The sequence below is a fragment of the Bradyrhizobium sp. AZCC 2230 genome (assembly GCF_036924495.1).
GTDB lineage: Bacteria > Pseudomonadota > Alphaproteobacteria > Rhizobiales > Xanthobacteraceae > Bradyrhizobium > Bradyrhizobium rifense.
This window is the reverse complement of the sequence record NZ_JAZHRS010000001.1, coordinates 1,527,253-1,546,160: the sequence shown is the minus strand read 5'-3', so window position 1 is coordinate 1,546,160 and position 18,908 is coordinate 1,527,253. Positions and strand designations below refer to the sequence as shown.

Below are 18,908 nucleotides of genomic sequence, written 5' to 3'. Positions count from 1 at the left end.
AGACGGTGAATACGTAGGGTGGGCAAAGGCGCGGAGCGCCGTGCCCACCTTATTTCTTAGCGTTGGAAGGCGGTGGGCACGCTTCGCTTTGCCCACCCTACAAAGTTCAGTTGAATGGGAGCCGCAATGGCCGACACATCCTTCGACGTCATCATCATCGGCTCCGGTCCCGGCGGCTACGTCACCGCGATCCGCGCTGCGCAGCTCGGCCTCAAGACCGCGATCGTCGAGAAATCCTATCTCGGCGGCATCTGCCTGAACTGGGGCTGCATCCCGACCAAGGCGCTGCTGCGCTCGGCCGAGATCTATCACTACATGCAGCACGCCAAGGATTACGGCCTGTCGGCCGATAACGTCTCGTTCGATCCGAAGGCGGTGGTGCAGCGCTCGCGTGGCGTCTCCAAGCGGCTCAACGACGGCGTCGGCTTCCTGATGAAGAAGAACAAGGTCAGCGTGATCTGGGGCGCCGCCGCGATCGACGCGCCCGGCAAGGTCACCGTGAAGAAGTCCGACGTCGAGGGCCCGAAGGGTTCGCTGGGCGAGGGGAGCTACCAGGCCAAGCACATCATCGTCGCGACCGGCGCGCGGCCGCGTGTGCTGCCCGGGCTCGAGCCCGACAAGAAGCTGATCTGGACCTATTTCGAGGCGATGGTGCCGGAGCGGATGCCGAAATCGCTGCTGGTGGTCGGCTCCGGCGCGATCGGCATCGAGTTCGCGTCGTTCTTCCACACCATGGGCTCTGACGTCACCGTCGTCGAAGTGCTGCCGCAGATCCTCCCCGTCGAAGACGCGGAGATTGCCGGTCTCGCGCGAAAACGCCTGGAGAAGCAGGGCATCAAGATCATGTCCTCGACCAAGGTGACAAAACTGGAGAAGAAGGCCGACAGCGTCGTCGCCACCATCGACGACGGCAAGGGCAAGCCTGTGACGACCGAGTTCGAGCGCGTGATCTCGGCCGTCGGCGTCGTCGGCAACATCGAAAATCTCGGGCTGGAAAAGCTCGGCGTCAAAACCGATCGCGGCTGCATCGTCATCGACGGCTACGGCAAGACCAACATCCCCGGCATCTACGCCATCGGCGACGTCGCGGGCCCCCCGATGCTGGCGCACAAGGCCGAGCATGAGGGCGTGATCTGCGTCGAGGCCATCAAAGGCCTGCATCCGCATCCCATGGACAAGAATCTGATCCCAGGCTGCACATATTGTCAGCCGCAAGTTGCCTCGGTCGGTCTCACCGAAGCCAAGGCCAAGGAGAACGGCCGCGAGATCCGCGTCGGCCGCTTCCCCTTCGTCGGCAACGGCAAGGCGATCGCGCTTGGCGAGGATCAGGGCCTGGTCAAGGTGATCTTCGACAAGAAGACCGGCCAGCTGCTCGGTGCCCACATGGTCGGCGCGGAGGTCACCGAGCTGATCCAGGGTTACGTCGTCGCCATGAATCTGGAGACCACGGAAGAAGAGCTGATGCACACGGTGTTCCCGCATCCGACCCTGTCGGAGATGATGAAGGAAGCCGTGCTGGATGCGTATGGGCGGGTGTTGAATATTTGACGGGCGCCATCGCCGCCCACCGCCGTCATTGCGAGCGAAGCGAAGCAATCCAGGCTGCCTCTGCGGGAAGATTCTGGATTGCTTCGCTGCGCTCGCAATGACGAGCCGAGAGAGCCGTTTGGAAATAAGAAGGAAATCACCCCATGCACGACAACGACAACCTGACCATCGAACGGCCCACCTTCGTCACCCATCTCGAATGCGCGATGGAGGGCGATCATTACGCGGCCGATGAGGTTCACAATCTCTCCAAGGCCGGCAAGCCGCTGCTGGTGCGCTACGATCTCGCCGGCGTGAAGAAGGCGCTGACCAAGGACGCGCTTAGCCAACGCCCCGCCGACATGTGGCGCTACCGCGAGCTGCTGCCGGTGCGCAAATGCAAGGACATCGTCTCGCTCGGCGAAGTCACCACGCCGCTGATCCGGCTGCCCAAGCTCGGCAAGAAGCTCGGCGGCGGCGAGATCATCGTGAAGGACGAGGGACGCCTGCCGACCGGTTCGTTCAAGGCGCGCGGCCTCGTGATGGCGGTGTCGATGGGCAAGGCGCTCGGGGTCACACACATGGCGATGCCGACCAACGGCAATGCTGGCGCGGCACTCGCGGCCTACGCGACCTCCTGCGGCATCAAGACCACGATCTTCTGCCCGGCCGATACGCCGGAGGTGAACGTCAGCGAGATCGAGCTGCAGGGCGCGACCGTCTACCGCGTCAACGGCTATATCGACGATTGCGGCAAGATCGTCGGCGAGGGCAAGGCCAAGGTCGGCTGGTTCGACACCTCGACCTTGAAGGAGCCGTACCGTATCGAAGGCAAGAAGACGATGGGCCTCGAGCTCGCCGAGCAGCTCGGCTGGGACGTGCCCGACGTGATCTTCTATCCGACCGGCGGCGGCACCGGCCTGATCGGCATGTGGAAGGCCTTTGACGAGCTGGAGAAGATCGGCTTCATCGGAAGCAAGCGCCCGCGCATGGTTGCGGTGCAGGCCTCCGGCTGCGCGCCGATGGTGCGCGCCTATGAGGCCGGCACCGAACACGCTACGCGCTGGGAGGACGCCCACACCATCGCATCCGGCATCCGCGTGCCGCAGGCGATCGGCGACTTTTTGATTTTGCGCGCGGTGCGGCAGAGCAAGGGTTTTGCCATTGCGGTCGACGACGACAAGATCTCGGCAGCGCTCAACGAAGTGGCGCGCGAGGAGGGGCTGTTGCTGTGCCCCGAGGGCGCCGCGACCTATGCCGCCTACAAGGAGAGCCTCGCCGACGGCCGCGTCTCGAAGAGTGACCGCGTCATGCTGTTCAACTGCGCCACCGGCCTGAAATACCCGCTGCCGCCGATCACCCGCACGCTGGATCGCCACAAGCCGATCGACTACACGCAGTTCTAGCGCGTCATTTGGTCTCTTCACGAACGATCCCACTTCCCGTACGCGGGAAGTGGGCAAGAGCAAAAATACATCGTCGGGGAGAACACCATGAAGAAGACCGTCTGGGCCGGACTGATCGGACTTCTCGCTCTCGCAGGCATCGCACGCGCCGACGATTATCCGTCGCACCCCATCACCATCATCGTTCCCTTCGCAGCCGGGGGCCCGTCGGATGCGATGGCGCGCGTGCTCGCCGAGCGGATGCGGGTTTCGCTCGGCCAACCGTTTGTGATCGAGAACGTCACTGGTGCCGGCGGCTCGATCGGTGTTGGCCGTGCCGTGCACTCGCCGCCGGACGGCTACACCATCTCCTTTGGCCATCTCGGCACCCACGTCGCCAACGGCGCCGTCTACAAGCTCAACTACGATCTCGTCGCCGATCTCGAGCCGGTGGTGCTGCTGCCGAGCAATCCGATGATCGTGGTCAGCAAGAACGCGGTGCCCGCGACCTCGCTGAAGGAGCTGCTGGCCTGGCTCAAGTCGCGGCCATCGCCGCCAACCGCCGGCACCGCCGGTGCCGGGTCCGGCAGCCACATCGCCGGCGTCTATTTCGAGAGCGTCTCCGGCATCAAGCTGCAATACGTGCCGTATCGCGGCACCGCGCCCGCGCTGAACGATCTGATCGCCGGCCAGATCGACGTCATCGTCGACCAGACCTCGAACTCCATCAACCAGGTCCGCGCCGGCATCATCCGCGCCTACGCCATCACCGACGACAAGCGTCTCGCTTCGGCGCCCGACATCCCGACGGCGGATGAAGCGGGCCTGAAAGGCTTCAACATGACGCTGTGGTCGGGCCTGTGGGTGCCGAAGGGCACACCGAAGGAGATCGTCACCAAGCTCAATGCGGCCGCCGTGGAAGCGCTGAACGATCCCGGCGTGAAGAAGCAGCTCGAAAGCCAGGGCCTGGAGATGACGCCGCAGGATCAGCTTGCCCCTGAGGCGCTCGGCGCGCGGCAGAAAGCCGAGATCGCCAAATGGTGGCCGATCATCAAGGCGGCAAACATCACGGTGGAGTGACGCAACGCTTAAGTCTTCCGCGTGCGGGTGGCCGCCAGGGCGCGGCCACATCACATCGCGGATTTTCCGGGCGCCGACAGCGCCGTCTCCAGGCATTGAAGCAGGGTCGGCGTGGAAAACGGTTTGGCGAGAAAGCAGACCGCGCCGGCCTTCAGCGCGCGTGCGCGCACGGCCTCATCGGGAAAAGCCGTCATGAAGATGAACGGTGTGAGGTGCCCGAGGCCGCGCATATTCATCATCAGATCGACGCCGCTCATGACCGCCATCTGCACATCGGCGATCACGCAGGAGGTCGTATCGAGTTCGCCGGATTGGAGAAATTCGTGAGCGGAGCCAAAGGTGTAGACCGTGTATCCGCGCGACGTCAGGAGGTTGTTCGTCGCAAGGCGAACGGACGGATCATCATCAATGACGGAAATAATTGAAGACGCTGACAATATGATCGCTCCTGATTGGGGAGCCACCGGCCGCGGCACGGCCGCCCACCGGAAAATGGGCCCCCGGAGCGAGATTGGAAAGCATACTTAGGTTTGCAGGTTTCCCCGTGTGTGCGGATTCCGATGATCTCGCCCGGGTGTACCGATTTGATCTCGCCCAGGATTCCGAGATGATCTCGCCCACCATTCCGATTTGATGTCGCCCGGGGCGCGAGGCGTTCTGGCTGTCTGGTTTCTGGCATCGGCGAAGCCGCGTGGTCAATCTTGAATCGCGGCTCGAAGGACTTGTTTTTTGCTGCTCCTGCTGTGGGCATGTGGGCAACGCCCTTCGCGTTGTCCAAGCGCAGCGGCATGTCCACAGGGCCACGGGCTCAGGCCTTTCGGCCGGGCTTACGGGTTCGCCGCAGGCTCTCGCCATTGAGATCGATCCGGTGGGCGTTATGGACCAGGCGGTCGAGAACGGCGTCGGCGTAGGTGGGGTCGCCGATCAGCGCGTGCCATTGATCGACGGGAAGCTGGCTGGTGACGATGGTGGAGCGGTGGCCGTAGCGGTCCTCGAGGATCTCCAGGAGGTCGTGGCGGGCCGCGGCGTCGAGCGGCTCGAGGCCCCAGTCGTCGAGGATGAGGAGATCGACGCGGCCGAGCGCGCGCAGCAGGCGGGGGTGGCGGCCGTCACCGCGCGCCAAGGCCAGATCGCTGAACAGTCGCGGGACGCGCTGATAGAGCACGGAGCGATTGTCGCGGCAGGCCTTGTTGCCGAGCGCTGAGGCGAGCCAGCTTTTGCCGACGCCGGAGGGCCCGCAGATCAGCAGGTTGGCGTGGTCATCGATCCAGCGGCCTTCGACCAGCATCGTCAGCAGGCTGCGGTCGAGGCCGCGTGGAGTGCGGTAGTCGATGTCTTCGACGCAGGCCTCCTGGCGCAGCTTGGCGTATTGCAGCCGCTTCGACAGCCGCTTGTCGCGTCGCAATGACGCTTCGCGTTCGAGCAGGAGCGCGAGCCATTCGGCGTGGCCGAGGCTTGCGGCGTCGCCGCCGGCTTCGATGTCGGCGAAGGCCTTGGCCATGCCGTGAAGGCCGAGCGCGTGGAGCTGATCGAGGGTCGGATGGGTAAGCAAGATGAGATCTCCTAATTGTAGTAGCGCGGCCCGCGGATGTTGGGATGAAGGATCGGCGCGTCGTCCGCGGAGCGCTTGGGTGAAGGACGCCGATCGAGATTGTTGGCGAGGATCGATTTGACCGAGCCGTAGGTGCGCGCGCCGATATCGATCGCCCGCATGGCGGCGGCATCGAGCCGCTCGTGCCCGTAGGATCGGGCGAGCCGGATGATGCCGAGACAGGCGCGGAAGCCCTGTTCCGGATGCGCGCGCTCGTCGAGGATCAGGTCGCACAGCGCCGCGGTCGCCGGCCCGATCGAGGCTGCGTCCTTGCGGATGCGCTCGATGGTCCAGCCGGCGTAGCGCCGATGACTGGATGCCATGTGCTCCGGCACGGTCGTGTGCTTGTGGTTGCCGCTCATGCGCTGATGCGCGGCGATCCGCTCACCCTTGTGGAATATCTCGACGGTGCGGGCCGTGAAGCGCACCTCGACCTCGGCGCGGACGAAGCGATGCGGAACGCTGTAATAATGCGCCTCGATCTCGACGTGATAATCGATGCTGACCCGGCAGATCCGCCACTCAGCGAACACGTAAGGGCTCTCCGGCAAGGCCTGGAGTGCCGGCCGGTCGATCTCCTCCAGCAGCTTGCGGCGAGTGACGCCGAGCCGCCGGATCGGCCGCTCCTCGTTGAGCCGGGTCATTAACTCGGCGATCGCCGCGTTGACCTCGGCGAGGCTGTGGAAGATCCGGTGGCGCAGCCGTCCGAGCAGCCAGCGCTCGACCATGAGGACCGCCTGCTCGACCTTGGCCTTGTCCCGTGGCCGTCGCGGCCTCGCCGGCAGAATGGCGGTGCCGTAATGCGCCGCCATATCGGCGTAGCTGCGGTTGATCTGCGGATCGTAGAGGCAGGCCTTGATCACCGCGACCTTGGTGTTGTCCGGCACCAGCAGTGCCGGCACGCCGCCGATCGCCTCGAAGGCGCCGACGTGCCCGCTGATCCAGTCGGCGAGGCCCTGCGTCCAGGTCGCCTGCGCGTAGGTGAAGCTCGATGCGCCGAGCACTGCGACGAAGATCTGCGCGGTGCGCCGTTCGCCGGTGAACCGGTCGATCACCACCGGCACGCCGTCGCCGGCATAGTCGACGAACAGCTTGTCGCCGGCCGCATGCGACTGGCGCATCGTCACCGACAGCCGGCCTTCCCAGGCCCGGTAGAGCTCGCAGAACCGCGAATAGCGATACCCGCCGGGTTCGCCCGCGATGTACTCCTCCCACACAATCGACAGCGTCACGTGCTTGCGCTTGAGCTCGCGATGCACCGCCGCCCAGTCCGGCTCGGCCTGCCGCCGATGGCCCCGCCGGGTGCCCGGACCGGCTCCGGCGCTGGCGAACAGCCGGGCCTCCAGCACCGTGTCGGTGACGTCGTCTGGCAACGGCCAGGTCAGCCCCGCCGCCTCGAACCGGCGGATCGTCAACCGCACCGTCGAAGGCGCCGTCCCCAACCGCCGCGCAATCTCGCGGGTCGGCATCCCAGCCGACTTCAATCTGATCACTTCGCGCACGTGGCGCATCGCAAGCCTCTCCGTCGGCATCCAGGTCCCCCTTCGCAAAGCCGAAAGGCGGGACCGTATCGGAGCCAGAAGAGGCCTCGTCACCCCGGGCGACATCATCCCGGAATGGTGGGCGAGATCATCTCGGAATGGTGGGCGACATCAAATCGGAACGGTGGGCGAGATCATTCCGGAAAGGTGGGCGACATCGAGCGGAATCAGCACCGTGTGCGTGGGATTCCGAGCGCGTCGGTCATTCTGACGAGATCGGCCAATGACTTGGCGCCCATTTTCCGCATGATCTGCCCGCGATAGATCTTGACGGTGATCTCGGCCAATCCAAGCTCGGCGGCGACCTGCTTGTTCATCAGGCCGGACGCGACCAGGCTGAGGACGTCGCGCTGGCGCGTGCTCAGGCTCTCGAAGCGAGATCGCACGCCTGAGACCGACTTCTCGGCGTCGCGCCGTTTGCGGTCCCGTTCGAGCGCAGCCTGCACCGCATCCAGCATGTCCTGGTCGCGTACCGGCTTGGTCAGAAAATCGACGGCGCCGCTCTTCATGGCCCTGACGGTCATGGGAATATCGCCATGACCGGTGATGAAGATGATGGGCGTATGAATGTTGGCCTTGGCGAGGTCGGCCTGAAGGTCGAAGCCGCTCGAGCCCGGCAGGCGAATGTCGAGCACAAGGCAACTGGGGACCGCCGGCGGCTTGGCGTCCATGATCTCCGCCGCTGAGCCGAAGGCTTCGACCTTGAGACCAACCGATTGAAAGAGATTGGTGAGCGCGCGACGCATCGACGGATCGTCATCGACGATCCGAACGATCGGTTCATCGGCATTCGCCTGCGCTTGCTTGGCCTGATCAGTCACGACGCGTCCTTGTACGGCAAGGGCAGGGCGATCTGGAATGTTGCTCCGCTCCCTTCATTGGGGAAGGCCGAAAGCCGTCCTGCGTGAGCCTCGATGATTGATCGGCAGATCGAGAGGCCCATGCCCAGGCCGCCCGATTTCGTGGTGAAGAAGGGCGTGAAGATCCGATCCGTCACGTCCTTGCCGAGGCCGACGCCGCGATCCGTCACGGTGAGGAGCAGGCGGCGATCGCCGTCGTCGTCCGCATGGCTGGAGCGGATCGCCAGCTCACGCGGGCGATCGATATTGGCCTGCATGGCCTCGATTCCGTTCATCAGCAGATTGATCAGGACCTGCTGGAGCTGGATCCGGTCGCCGCAAATCCTGGGCAGGTCGGACGCCAACTCCATTCGCACCGATACGGCATTGGTGGCGAGCTCGCGCCGAACGAGCGCCACGGCCTCCCTGACGACTTGGTTGAGGTCGAGCGGAATCACCTCGATCTCGGTCTTCTTCGCCAGCGCCCTGATCCGGCGGATCACCTCGCTGGCCCGGTTGGCGTCCTCGACGATCCATTCCGCGGAACGGCGTGCAGCCGTCAGATCGGCAGGCTCGCGGCCCAGCCAGCCGATGCAGGCGTCCGCATTGGAGATCACGGCGGCAAGAGGCTGGGTGATTTCATGGGCAATCGAGGCGGTGAGTTCGCCGAGCATCGTCACGCGCGTGACATGAGTGAGCTCGGCCTGCGCCTTGCGCAGCGCCTCTTCGGCCTGTTCGGCACGGATCGCCGCCGTCACGTCGCTGCTGACGCCGCGATAGCCGAGAAAACTGCCACTTGCATCATGGAACGGCTTGCCGCTGGTGCGCACATAGATTGGATGTCCGTTGAGATCTCTGCTGCGGTAGACCAAATCGCGGAACGGAAGATGGGCATCGAGCGCCAGGCGATGCTGCTCCCACTTCTCGGGCTCGAGCTCGGCATCGGGCGGAATGTCCCAACGCGTCAGGCCGATCAGACCCGTCGGCGCAGCGGTGGACGTATCGGCATGTTCCGATATATGCGTGATGCGGTGATCCGGCCCGGTCTCCCAGAACCAGTCCGATGCGGTTTCGGCATAGTCGCGGAATCGCTGCTCGGATGTCTTGAGCTCGTCGAATGCCCTTTGCAGCGCCTCCTTGGCGGCGAACTGCTCGGTGACGTCGACATGCGTACCGATGATTTCCATCACCTCGCCGTCGCTGCAGATAACGGGATGCCCCTCGGTGTGGACGCGTCTGATCGAGCCGTCCGGACGCGCAATCCGAAAGTCGATCTGGAAAGGCTCTCGCTGCCGGACGGCCTGACGTTCCATCTCGACAATCCGTCGAAAGTCTTCAGGCAGGATGCGCTGCTGGAAATCCCGTGCCGGCAGGTCGATCTGGTCCGGTTCAAATCCGAACAGGCGGTAAAGCTCGGCCGATCTGTAGGCGAACTCCTGACGACGCACGTCCCAAGCCCAGCTGCTCGTATGGCTGAGGCGCTGGGCTTCGGCCAAATAGGCCTCGCTGCGACGCAGCCTCTCTTCCGCCTCCTTTGCAACGGTGACATCGGTGATGGCCCCGACAAATTCGATGCGTCCGGAAGCGTGTCGCACCGCGCGCGCCACGGAATGGAGATATTTGACCGATCCATCCGGCATCAGCAGGCGATATTCGTGGTCGAGATTTTCCTCTTCGATGGAAGCCCGATCAAGGGTCCTTCTGACCCTGTCGCGATCTTCCGGATGGATGCGCTGAAAGACGAAGTTAAGGGTCGGCTTCGTCGCCGGGTCACATTGGAAGATGCGAAAGGTCTCCCTTGACCAGACGGCCTCGCCCGTCGCGAGGCAAAGGCCGAAGCTGCCGGTGTGGCTCAGTTCCTGCGCGTGGGCGAGGTAGGCCTCGCTTTGCCGCAGCGCGTCCTCCGCCTCCTTGCGCTGGGTGATGTTCTCGCAGGCGACCAGCACCATGGGCGTACCGTCGCCGCGCAACATGGCCTTGGCGTTTTCACGGACCCAGAGGACCGAGCCATCCTTCCGGATCTTGCGAATCTCCCAGGTGTGCGGCTGGTCCACTGTCTCCAGGCACAACGCGATGCAGCGGCGGACGGAGGCGTGGTCTTCCTCGAAGAAGACGTTCAGCACGGATTGGCCGATCAGTTCGGGCGTCGCATAGCCCAGTTGTGCGGCGCCAAACGTATTCACGTTGAGCACCGTTCCGGCCGGGTCGACCATGAAGTACATGACCGGATTGTGCTCGAACACCTCGCGCCATTGCTTCACTACTTCGCGCAGATCGATGTCTTGCCGCGAGCCTTCTCCGAGCGCAGGCTTGTCCTTCGCGCCGTTGCCGAATGATCGAAGCGCCGCAAGGCCGCCGAGCAGGAATTGTGCGGCCGAATTCCCAAATTTCGCGATCTGGCCAGACATCATCGCAGCCGTCCCGGCGCGCTGGAGGCAATGCGAGTAGAGCACTTTGACACAACAGGGGCAATTCCCTCCGGCCAAAGTCGGACTCTGCGCAAACTCGCGGTCGCCGTGCAGCTTGCGCACCTTGCGCCGTCTCGTTGCGCAGGTCCGGAAAACTACGGGACAAACCTAGGTATAGCTCGCGCATCCCTAGATCTAGCGCGCATTTACCTCCGTACAATTGAGCGATCCGCTGCACGCGGCCTAGGGTAAGTCCAATCGAGAGGAGTCGATTGCGGAGCACAAATTGCCGGGAGGCTCGGTGTGTTGCACCCAACGAGCCGAGTTCTGCCTCCGCCACTCTGACCTGCCGGATGAATTGGCAGGTCGCGATTGAGAAGCCGCATTTTCCGTGACGAGCGTGGTGACCGTGCCTCGGTGCACGAGGACCCACGAGACGCCAAGAGGAGAGGATGATGTGCGATAGGCCCGAACACTCCGAGCGCCGTCCTGACGCAAACGGCTGTGCTGTCTGTGCCGGGAGGTTTGGCTTGATCCGATACTATTCCTGGCGAACGCCGCTCTGCTCGAAGAAATGTCTCGACCATTTCAGAGCGCGCCGTGAGCGCGACCGTCGCTGGCTGTTCCGATTTCAGACGGCGTGAGCACCAGCAGCAGGGACCGCTTCACCAGGAAATTTTCGAACGAGGAGGCTGCGAGTTGAACCGTGTTGGCAAGCTCCTCCTGGCGATCGCGCTGCCGCTTCCCCTGCTGACGGGCGTGAAGGCCGAGGAGGCTGGACAGGATGCTGCACATCGTCACCATCCGCCTCAGGACGAGCTTCTGCACGAGAAGTTTTATTCGAGCTGGCACATGCCCGACAATCCGGTGCTGAGCTGCTGCAACAGCGCGGATTGCTACCCGACCGAGATCCGCTACGTCGACGGCAAGATTTACGCGCGGCGCCGGGAGGACGGGAAATACATCCTGATCCCGGTCCAGAAAGTCGAGCGAAACAGGGACAATCCCGACGGCCGCAACCATCTGTGCGCGCCGCCGCCATCCGCTTCCCTGGTCGATACTGTCTATTGCTTCGCGCTGGGAGGTGCCACGTGAGGTTCATATTGGTGAACGGCAGGACCCCTTTCCGCAAGACGTTCTGCCTGTGGTGTTGCGAGGAGATCAGCGGCGGCTATTTGCGCGACGTTCGAACGCTGCTGCCCTACTGCGACCACGAGTGCTACGCGCTTCATCACGAAGCGTTGGTGCCGATCGGGGAGCGTGTGCGTGCGGCGTCATTGAGGCGAACCGGTCGAGGCGGCTAGAGAGGACACGACGTTGAGATTCATGCTCGTCAATCAGGAAACACCTCGCCTCGGCGCTGCCTGTAGCGCCTGCGCCCGGCCGCTGGGCGCGAGTTACCTCCGGCACGCATCCCTGCAAGCGCGGTACTGCGACTATGACTGCTACCGGCAGCAGACGACCATGGGGATATTCCGGCTCTACGGCAGTTCGCTCGAGACGATCACGGTGCTCTCGGCGATTTCGGCCTGGAGCTTGATGATGCAGATGAGCGCACACTCGCGCTCGCTGACCGAGGCCTATCTGCGCGCATACGACCTTCTGACCACGGAAGGAGGTGACGGCTAACCCCACGATGCCGACCGCGCAGAGCCGTCGGCCGCAGTCACCCGTCCAGCCTCGCGCCGCGTTCCAGCCCCGGCGGTGCGGGCCTAGGGCGAGGGGGCTGCGGCCGATGCCGTCGGAGCCGCACTCACGTCTTGTGCCGTGACACGCTGGATGTCCTTGCCGGCCACCACGCCGCCGCCCTCGAAGCGGGCGCGGTACACCAGCACGTTCTCCATCACCCGCTGGACGTAGTTGCGCGTCTCCGACAGCGGGATGCGCTCGACCCAGTCGACCGGATCGATCTTGGGGTCTCTGGGGTCTCCGTGCGCCTGCACCCATTCGCGCACCCGGCCACGGCCGGCATTGTAGCCGGCGAAGGTCATGATCTGGCTGCCGCGATATTCCGACAGCAGCGCGCTGAGCTCGGCCGCGCCCATCTGGGTGTTGTAGACGGGATCGGAGACCATTCTGTCCCAGTCATAGGTCAGGCCGAAGCGTTTTGCGGTGTCGCGGCCGGCCTCTGGCGTCACCTGCATCAGGCCGACGGCGTTCGCGGCCGACTTGTCGCGCTGGTCGAACGAACTCTCGGTGCGCGCCACGGAATAGATAACGCTGGTCTCAATCGCGGGCGCGACCTGCTTGTGCTCGGGAATGCCGATGGTCGGGAAGGCGTAATGGTCGAGTGCCAGCCCTCGTGCCAGCGCCGACTTGCCGACCTCCAGCATGACGCGTGCGTCGTTGCGCCGGCCTGCGAGCTCGCCGAGTGCTTCGAGCGCCGCGACGTCGGTGCTCTCCTTGGCGAAATCCTCGGCGTAGTAATACACCATGTCGCGCTCGCCGATGCCGTACAGCATGTCGGCGGCGCGCACGCGTTCGTCCGCGGCGGGCGTGTCGGCGGAGGCCAGTACGGGCGAGGGCGCGCGCAGCTCGATTCCCTCGAGGCCGAGCCGTGCTCGGGCGAGCTGGCCGTAATAGGCGGTCGGATAGCTCGCGGCGGCCTTGTAGCTCATCCGTGCATCGGCTGTGGCTCCCATGGCTTCGGCCGCGCGCCCGCGCCAGTAATGAGCGCGCGATAGCGCGAACGGATTGGGCGAGCCCTCGTCAACGGAGGCGAAGTGCATCAGCGCCGTCCTGGGATCGTCGAGATAGCGCAGCGCGATCCAGCCGCACATGAAGTGATAGTCGACGCGATAGACCTCCATCGCCGGCACCGCGGCCGCGCGCACCACGTCGTAGGCGGTCTTGAATTTGCCCTGGTCGAGCAGCTTTCGCGCGAGCAGGCGGCGCTCGCGCCACCAGGCGTCCGTATCCTGCGCCGCCATGGTGTCGGGTGCCGCAGCGAGGATCACCTCGGCGGCATCGTCGATGCGGTCCTTCTGGAGATGCCATTGGACGCGGCAGAGGACATGGCCGAGGTCGCGGCGCGCATCGGACGACACGTCGTCGAGATAATCCTTGGCCTTGTTCTCCTTGCCGTTGACCGCGGCGCAGGCCTTGACGATCGCGAGCGAGTCTTCGCCGAGCCGCTTGGCCGCACGCCTTGCCCCGGCGTAGTCCTTGGCGCCGAGGCGCTTGTCCATGCGGGCGCGATGATCCTCAGCGGTCAGGAGATCGCGGAAGGCCTCATAGGAATCCGCCTCGCTGCGCTCGGACAATTCGTCCGAGCGCCAGGCCTCGCGCACCAGACGCGCGGCCCTGTCGCTGTCGCCTTCGGCGAGCAGCACGCGGGCGAGCGCGAAATTGCCCTTGGCGCTGGTCGGCCGGTCCATCGTGAAGGCGTGCACGGTGGCCGCGTCGCTCTTCTCCTGCCACAGCCGCGCCTCTGCGCGCCGGCGCAGCTGCGCGGCGCTCGGCCAATCCGGATTGGCGGCGAGGAAGGCGGCGTAGCGCTCGAAATTCGCCGTGCTCTCGGAATGGCGCAGCATGAACCAGTCGGCGAGCTTTTGTCCGGCGGGATCGGCAATGCGGTCGCGGGCCGCGCTCGCATCATCGGTCTTGCCCTTGCGCGCGAGGTCGATCGCGTCCTTCAGTGCGGCGAGGTCGCCGGTCAGCGGCGGCGGCGCGAGCTTGTCCGCGGGCTCGTCGTCCTGCTTCTTCGATCTGCGCTTGGCCTCGGCGTGTTTGCCGTGTTTGCCGGCCGCAGCATGCCGCTGCTTGCCCGCTTTCGCTTCATGCGTCTTCTTCGGCGCTGATGATTTGCTTTTCGCTGCCAGCTCCGTCGGAACGAGCGCCAGTGCGGCCATGGCAACGACACACGCGAGCGAGCGTAGGCACTGGTTCATTCCGTGGTCCCCCTGCGAAACCAGTACAAACCAAAATCCGCGATCGTATGCGGTTCGAGAATCAGATCGAGTTCAAGAACGGTGACACAGCATCGTTTCGCATTCCTCACGCTGTCGCAACAATGCGGCAAAATACGGATGGAGCACGGGAACTTCTGCAACGGGGGATAGAGCAAGGCCTTTTAACCTTTGTTAACGAAGGGGCCTCGCGCGACGGTCGCAGGCGGCTCTTGGCGTCACGAAGGCCCGATTGCGCGTGTTCCCGGGCCAAAATCCGGTGTATTGAGTTCCCCCGGACCTTCTTTCAGCCCTTTGCCCGCACCTCATGCCGCTTTTCAACCAGTCGATCCGGCGCAAGATCGTCGGCATCGCCCTCGGATTGATCGTCCTGATGCTGGTCACCTCGATCCTGTCGATGGTGATGTCGAGTCAGGTCGGTGTCCTCCTGGACGAGCTGACGGATCGCTACATCCCGGCCTATGGCGATCTGGCGCGCGCCAATATCCGCTCGCTGGAGCGATCGGTCGCGCTGCGGCGGATGGTTATGATGAAGATGCAGGAAGCCCCGGACGAGGAGGCCTATGCGGCGCGCCTTCACGAGTTCGAGGAGGCTGACCGGAAGATCGAGGAAGAGACCTCGGCCGCGCGCAAGCTGATCAATGCGATCATCGAGGATACCAGAACGCCGTCGGACAATGCCACGCTGGCGCGGATCGACACCCGCATCGAGACCGCCGTCTCCGAGCTGCGCCTCGGCATGAAGGAGGATCACGCAAAGCTCCTCAAGCAGATCGATGCCAAGCAGATGCCGGAGGCGCGCGGTACGCTTGAGCATCTCGACGCCCTGCGCGATCAGTTCAACCAGAGGATCGATGCGATCCGCGCCGACATGCTCAAGCAGGTTTTTGCGAGCACGTCGACGGTGATCGGCCACCAGCGGCAGGCGATCATCATCTCCGGCATCGTGACGCTGCTTGCGGCCATCGTCGGATTTGCCTTTGCGCTGCTGGTGTCCAGCGGCATCACCCGCCCGGTGCGGCTGCTGCTCGCCGGCACCCGTGAAGTCGAGGCCGGCCGCTTCGACAAGACCATCACGGTCTCGACCCAGGACGAGATCGGCGAGCTCGCCGCCGCCTTCAACCGCATGATCGAGCAACTGCGCCACAACGAGCGCATCCGTGAAACGTTCGGCCGCTATATCGATCCCAAGGTGGTGCAGGGGCTGATCGACCGGCCGGAGATCGCCATCGACGGCCAGCGCCGGGTGATGACCATCATGTTCTCTGACATGAGCGGCTTCACCTCGATGAGCGAGGGCATGACCCCGCGCGGCCTCGTCAAGGTGATGAACCACTATTTCACGGTGATGTCCGCTCCGATCCGGAACAACCGGGGCGTGATCGACAAATATATCGGCGATGCCATCATGTCCTATTGGGGCCCGCCGTTCGTCGAGGACGACGAGCAGACGCTGCTCGCGGGCCTGTCCGCCATCGACATGACCGACCAGGTGCCCGCACTGCAGAAGCAGTTGCCGGATCTGCTCGGCATTCGCGCCATGCCGGTGCCGTGCGATCTGCGCATCGGCATCGCCACCGGTGAGGTCCTGACCGGCAGCATCGGCTCCGAGCTGATGATGAGCTTTACGGTGATGGGCGACGCGGTGAACCTCGCCTCGCGGCTGGAGGCGGTGAACAAGGTCTATGGCACCCGCATCCTGATCTCGGAGGCGACCGCCGAGGCGATCGGATCGCGGCTCGAATTGCGCGAGATCGATCGTCTCGCGGTGGTCGGCCAGAGCGTGCCGCAGCCGGTATTCGAAGTGATGGGACGGGCGGGCGCGCTTCTCCCGTCGCTGGAGAGCCTGCGCGCGCACTATGCGGAAGGCCTTGCCGCCTATCGCGCGTGCCGCTTCGGCGACGCACGCGGCGCGTTCAACGCGGCGCTGGAGAGCGCCCCCGGCGACGGCCCGTCGCGTACGATGCTCGCCCGCATCGCGCAGTTCGAGACCAATCCACCGGCAGCCGATTGGGACGGTGCGTGGCGGATGGACAGCAAATAGCCTTCCGCGCGAATAATTGTTTCTACCCCATAACGATGTTCGCCGTGACCTAATGTCCGGGCTTAGGTTAGCTGTCCTTGAGGCGTTTGATGGGGATACGCCGATGACAGAACTTGAGGACAGGCTGGAGCGGTTTGAAACGCTCACCGCCGAATGCGAGCTGATTGCCAAGCTCGCCACCGACAGCAAAAAGCGCGAGTTCTACCTGAAGCTCGGGGAGCAGTACCGTCAGCTTGCGGTGGACATGCGCCAGGCGATCGCGACCAAGGCGGCGGCCTGAAATGGCCTGAGGGGTTCCAGTTGGAGCGGGGGCACGACGCGGCATCCCTGCGTTTGCCGGACCGGACGCGATCGCAATCCGTTCTTAACGATTGAGACGCATCCTCAAGCGGAAGCGGGGAGTGGCGCGGTGCGTTTCCCTGCGATGGGAATGCCTGGGGCAAGGTTGCGATGCGACATTGTCCCGAACGTTGGTCGTTCGATGGTTGACATCCCATGCGTTTGTTTGCGGTCGTCTTGTTTGCGCTTCTGACGGCAGCCTGCAACCAGGAGCAGGACGTCACCGGCTCGACCCCGCTCTGCGCGCTGCGGAACTACAGCTCCTACAATCCCCGCGACATGAACCAGTGCGTTGCCGCCTGCAAGTCGTGCGACCACGGCAATACCGTCACCTGCACCACCTCCTGCACGCTCAAGGGCGCGCATTGAGGCGGCCTGCAAGGATCGCAACCGCGCCATCTCCTGCCGCCATCGTCCCGTCGTTTCGGACCTGCTAAGGCTGGTTCCAGGGTCAGGGGACACCACATGAAATTCGCAAGCTTCAAGATCGACAACGCCGCCTCATGGGGCCTGGTGGAGGGCGACAGCGTGGCCGATCTCGGCCCAGTTCTCGGGGATCGCTACCCCGACCTGAAATCGGCGATCGCAGCAGGCGCCCTGGCCGAGGCGGCCAAGTCCGCCGCAGGCGCCAAGCGCCATCCGCTGTCGAAGATCGCTTTCCTGCCGGTGATCCCGAACCCGGACAAGATCCTCTGCATCGGGTTGAACTACGAGAACCATCGCAAGGAGACCGGCCGCACGGAGGTCGAGAATCCCACGGTGTTCGGCCGCTTCGCCAACAGCCAGACTGGCCATCTCACTGACATCATCCGCCCAAGAGTCTCGACCCAGCTCGACTTCGAGGGCGAGCTCGCCGTCGTGATCGGAAAGCCCGGCCGTTACATTTCGCGCGGCGAGGCCTGGGGGCATATCGCCGGCTATGCCTGCTACAACGAGGGCAGCGTGCGCGACTATCAGCGCCACACCCACCAGTTCACGCCGGGCAAGAATTTTCCCTCAACCGGCGGCTTCGGCCCGTATCTGGTCACGCCCGACGAGGTCGGCGATGTCGGCCAGCTGCGTTTGCAGACCCGGCTCAACGGCGAGGTGGTGCAGGACACCACCATCGACCAGATGATCTTCGATATCCCGCGGCAGATCGAATATTGTTCGCAGTTTACCCGGCTCGAGCCCGGCGATGTCATCGCGACCGGCACGCCGGGCGGCGTCGGCTCCAGGCGCACGCCGCCGATCTGGATGAAGGCAGGCGATGTCGTCGAGGTCGAGATCGACAAGGTCGGCTGCCTGCGCAACGGGATTGCCGACGAAGCCTGATGTCCTCTCACGAGACGACGGCCTATGCGCCGCTGCTGCGCAGGATTCACTGGGCGACAGCGGCGCTCTTCATCATCGCCATGCTGATCGGCTTCTATTGCGGTCTTCAGCCGCCGGGGACTTCGCCGCGCCGCGAGCTGCTGGAGGTGCACAAATCGCTCGGCATGACGCTTCTGTTCCTGTCGGTACTGCGGCTGATGGTGCGCGCAGCGACCAAGGTGCCGCCTGAGCCGTCGTCATTCGGCGCACTGGTGCGGTTCGCGGCGCGGCTCAATCACGTCGCACTCTACCTCATCCTGTTCGCGATGCCGCTCACCGGCTATGCGTTCTCCTCGGCGGGCGGCTATTCGCTAAAGTACTTCTGGACGTTCAGCTGGCCACGTTTGCTGACAGACAGTCCGCAGATCGCCCATGCCGGCGAGGTCGCGCACGACACGCTGGCCTATGTCGTCTACGCCGTCGTGGCCCTGCACATCGCGGCGACCTTCTGGCATGTGCTGGTGATGCGCGATGGAACGCTGGCACGGATGTGGCCGCGAACAGGGAACCGATAGAGGCCCATTGCTGACGGTGCTCCGCCACCGGAACGATTTCCATCAGATAATCATTGAAGAGACGGGCAGGAACGGAGTCCTACGGAATGGGCATGCTCGATCCCGGCCGGTTTCTGGTGTCGTGCTCGCATTGCGAGGCTTGGCCGATGGCGGCCAATGTCAAACGTGCGAGCTGGTCGGCGCAGCCGCACGAGGTCCGCTTCGTCTGCCCGCGCTGCCGCCGCGAGGAGACCGCGATCGTCTCGGCGTCGGGGCAGCTGCTGCCGATCAAGCGCGTCGACATTCCCCCGCAGGAGGTGGCGGCGGCGTGGGCTCAGGCGCAGCGCCCGCGCGGGCGGACATAGGCACCGTTGCACGTTTGGAACCCTGCCGATTCCC

At 64.4% G+C, this 18,908-nt stretch carries 18 protein-coding genes; 12 read left to right on the top strand and 6 right to left on the bottom strand.

Annotated elements, in window-relative coordinates:
- Positions 1 to 126 precede the first annotated feature (126 nt).
- The 3 genes from lpdA (at position 127) to V1280_RS07470 (ending at position 3,992) form a co-directional block, all read left to right on the top strand.
- Positions 127 to 1,548, top strand: coding sequence for a dihydrolipoyl dehydrogenase (gene lpdA / locus V1280_RS07480; protein WP_334521128.1), 1,422 nt, complete (start codon positions 127 to 129; stop codon positions 1,546 to 1,548).
- 143 nt (positions 1,549 to 1,691) lie between these two features.
- Positions 1,692 to 2,933 (top strand): threonine synthase, encoded by a 1,242-nt coding sequence (locus tag V1280_RS07475; protein WP_334521125.1) that lies wholly within the window; start codon positions 1,692 to 1,694, stop codon positions 2,931 to 2,933.
- An 87-nt stretch (positions 2,934 to 3,020) separates the two neighbouring features.
- A complete protein-coding gene (locus tag V1280_RS07470) occupies positions 3,021 to 3,992 on the top strand; it encodes a tripartite tricarboxylate transporter substrate binding protein BugD (RefSeq protein ID WP_334521122.1) in 972 nt (323 codons plus the stop codon).
- A gap of 50 nt (positions 3,993 to 4,042) precedes the next feature.
- Here the strand turns inward: V1280_RS07470 and V1280_RS07465 are convergent, their stop codons facing one another.
- From V1280_RS07465 to V1280_RS07445, 5 genes are all read right to left on the bottom strand, one after another.
- Positions 4,043 to 4,429, bottom strand: a complete 387-nt coding sequence (locus tag V1280_RS07465; RefSeq protein ID WP_334538225.1) for a response regulator transcription factor — start codon at positions 4,427 to 4,429, stop codon at positions 4,043 to 4,045.
- A 371-nt stretch (positions 4,430 to 4,800) separates the two neighbouring features.
- A complete protein-coding gene (gene istB / locus V1280_RS07460) occupies positions 4,801 to 5,544 on the bottom strand; it encodes an IS21-like element helper ATPase IstB (protein ID WP_334518610.1) in 744 nt (247 codons plus the stop codon).
- An 11-nt stretch (positions 5,545 to 5,555) separates the two neighbouring features.
- Positions 5,556 to 7,094 carry an IS21 family transposase gene (gene istA / locus V1280_RS07455; RefSeq protein ID WP_334538124.1) on the bottom strand — a complete coding sequence of 513 codons (1,539 nt, stop codon included), beginning with the start codon at positions 7,092 to 7,094 and terminating at the stop codon, positions 5,556 to 5,558.
- A gap of 197 nt (positions 7,095 to 7,291) precedes the next feature.
- Positions 7,292 to 7,945 (bottom strand): response regulator transcription factor, encoded by a 654-nt coding sequence (locus tag V1280_RS07450; protein ID WP_334521119.1) that lies wholly within the window; start codon positions 7,943 to 7,945, stop codon positions 7,292 to 7,294.
- A complete protein-coding gene (locus tag V1280_RS07445; RefSeq protein WP_334521116.1) occupies positions 7,942 to 10,374 on the bottom strand; it encodes a PAS domain S-box protein in 2,433 nt (810 codons plus the stop codon). The genes V1280_RS07450 and V1280_RS07445 overlap by 4 nt, the downstream gene beginning before the upstream one ends.
- A gap of 696 nt (positions 10,375 to 11,070) precedes the next feature.
- On the opposite strand from V1280_RS07445, the gene V1280_RS07440 reads away from it, so the two are divergent.
- Genes V1280_RS07440 through V1280_RS07430 form a run of 3 tightly spaced genes read left to right on the top strand, consistent with a single transcriptional unit; the run spans position 11,071 to position 12,000 of the window.
- Complete coding sequence (locus tag V1280_RS07440) at positions 11,071 to 11,466, top strand: hypothetical protein (RefSeq protein WP_334521113.1); 396 nt, start codon at positions 11,071 to 11,073, stop codon at positions 11,464 to 11,466.
- The gene (locus V1280_RS07435) at positions 11,463 to 11,675 is read left to right on the top strand and encodes a hypothetical protein (protein ID WP_334521110.1); all 213 of its coding nucleotides are present in this window, start codon (positions 11,463 to 11,465) and stop codon (positions 11,673 to 11,675) included. The genes V1280_RS07440 and V1280_RS07435 overlap by 4 nt, the downstream gene beginning before the upstream one ends.
- Positions 11,676 to 11,688: 13 nt before the next feature.
- Positions 11,689 to 12,000, top strand: a complete 312-nt coding sequence (locus V1280_RS07430) for a hypothetical protein (protein WP_334521107.1) — start codon at positions 11,689 to 11,691, stop codon at positions 11,998 to 12,000.
- Between the two features lie 83 nt (positions 12,001 to 12,083).
- Here V1280_RS07430 and V1280_RS07425 read toward each other — a convergent pair whose 3' ends face one another.
- Positions 12,084 to 14,261 (bottom strand): lytic transglycosylase domain-containing protein, encoded by a 2,178-nt coding sequence (locus V1280_RS07425; RefSeq protein ID WP_334521104.1) that lies wholly within the window; start codon positions 14,259 to 14,261, stop codon positions 12,084 to 12,086.
- A gap of 325 nt (positions 14,262 to 14,586) precedes the next feature.
- Between V1280_RS07425 and V1280_RS07420 the strand changes: the two genes are divergently transcribed.
- The 6 genes from V1280_RS07420 to V1280_RS07395 all read left to right on the top strand — a co-directional run bounded on the left by V1280_RS07420 (position 14,587) and on the right by V1280_RS07395 (position 18,874).
- On the top strand, positions 14,587 to 16,323 hold the full coding sequence (locus tag V1280_RS07420) for an adenylate/guanylate cyclase domain-containing protein (protein ID WP_334521101.1): 1,737 nt from the start codon (positions 14,587 to 14,589) through the stop codon (positions 16,321 to 16,323).
- 103 nt (positions 16,324 to 16,426) lie between these two features.
- Entirely contained in the window at positions 16,427 to 16,603 is a 177-nt protein-coding gene (locus V1280_RS07415) for a hypothetical protein (RefSeq protein ID WP_187435144.1), read from the top strand.
- 215 nt (positions 16,604 to 16,818) lie between these two features.
- Complete coding sequence (locus tag V1280_RS07410) at positions 16,819 to 17,031, top strand: hypothetical protein (RefSeq protein WP_334521090.1); 213 nt, start codon at positions 16,819 to 16,821, stop codon at positions 17,029 to 17,031.
- Positions 17,032 to 17,127: 96 nt separating this feature from the next.
- On the top strand, positions 17,128 to 17,976 hold the full coding sequence (locus V1280_RS07405; RefSeq protein WP_334521087.1) for a fumarylacetoacetate hydrolase family protein: 849 nt from the start codon (positions 17,128 to 17,130) through the stop codon (positions 17,974 to 17,976).
- A complete protein-coding gene (locus V1280_RS07400; protein ID WP_334521084.1) occupies positions 17,976 to 18,530 on the top strand; it encodes a cytochrome b in 555 nt (184 codons plus the stop codon). The genes V1280_RS07405 and V1280_RS07400 overlap by 1 nt, the downstream gene beginning before the upstream one ends.
- Before the next feature lie 86 nt (positions 18,531 to 18,616).
- Entirely contained in the window at positions 18,617 to 18,874 is a 258-nt protein-coding gene (locus tag V1280_RS07395; protein ID WP_334521081.1) for a hypothetical protein, read from the top strand.
- The last annotated feature ends 34 nt before the right edge of the window (positions 18,875 to 18,908 follow it).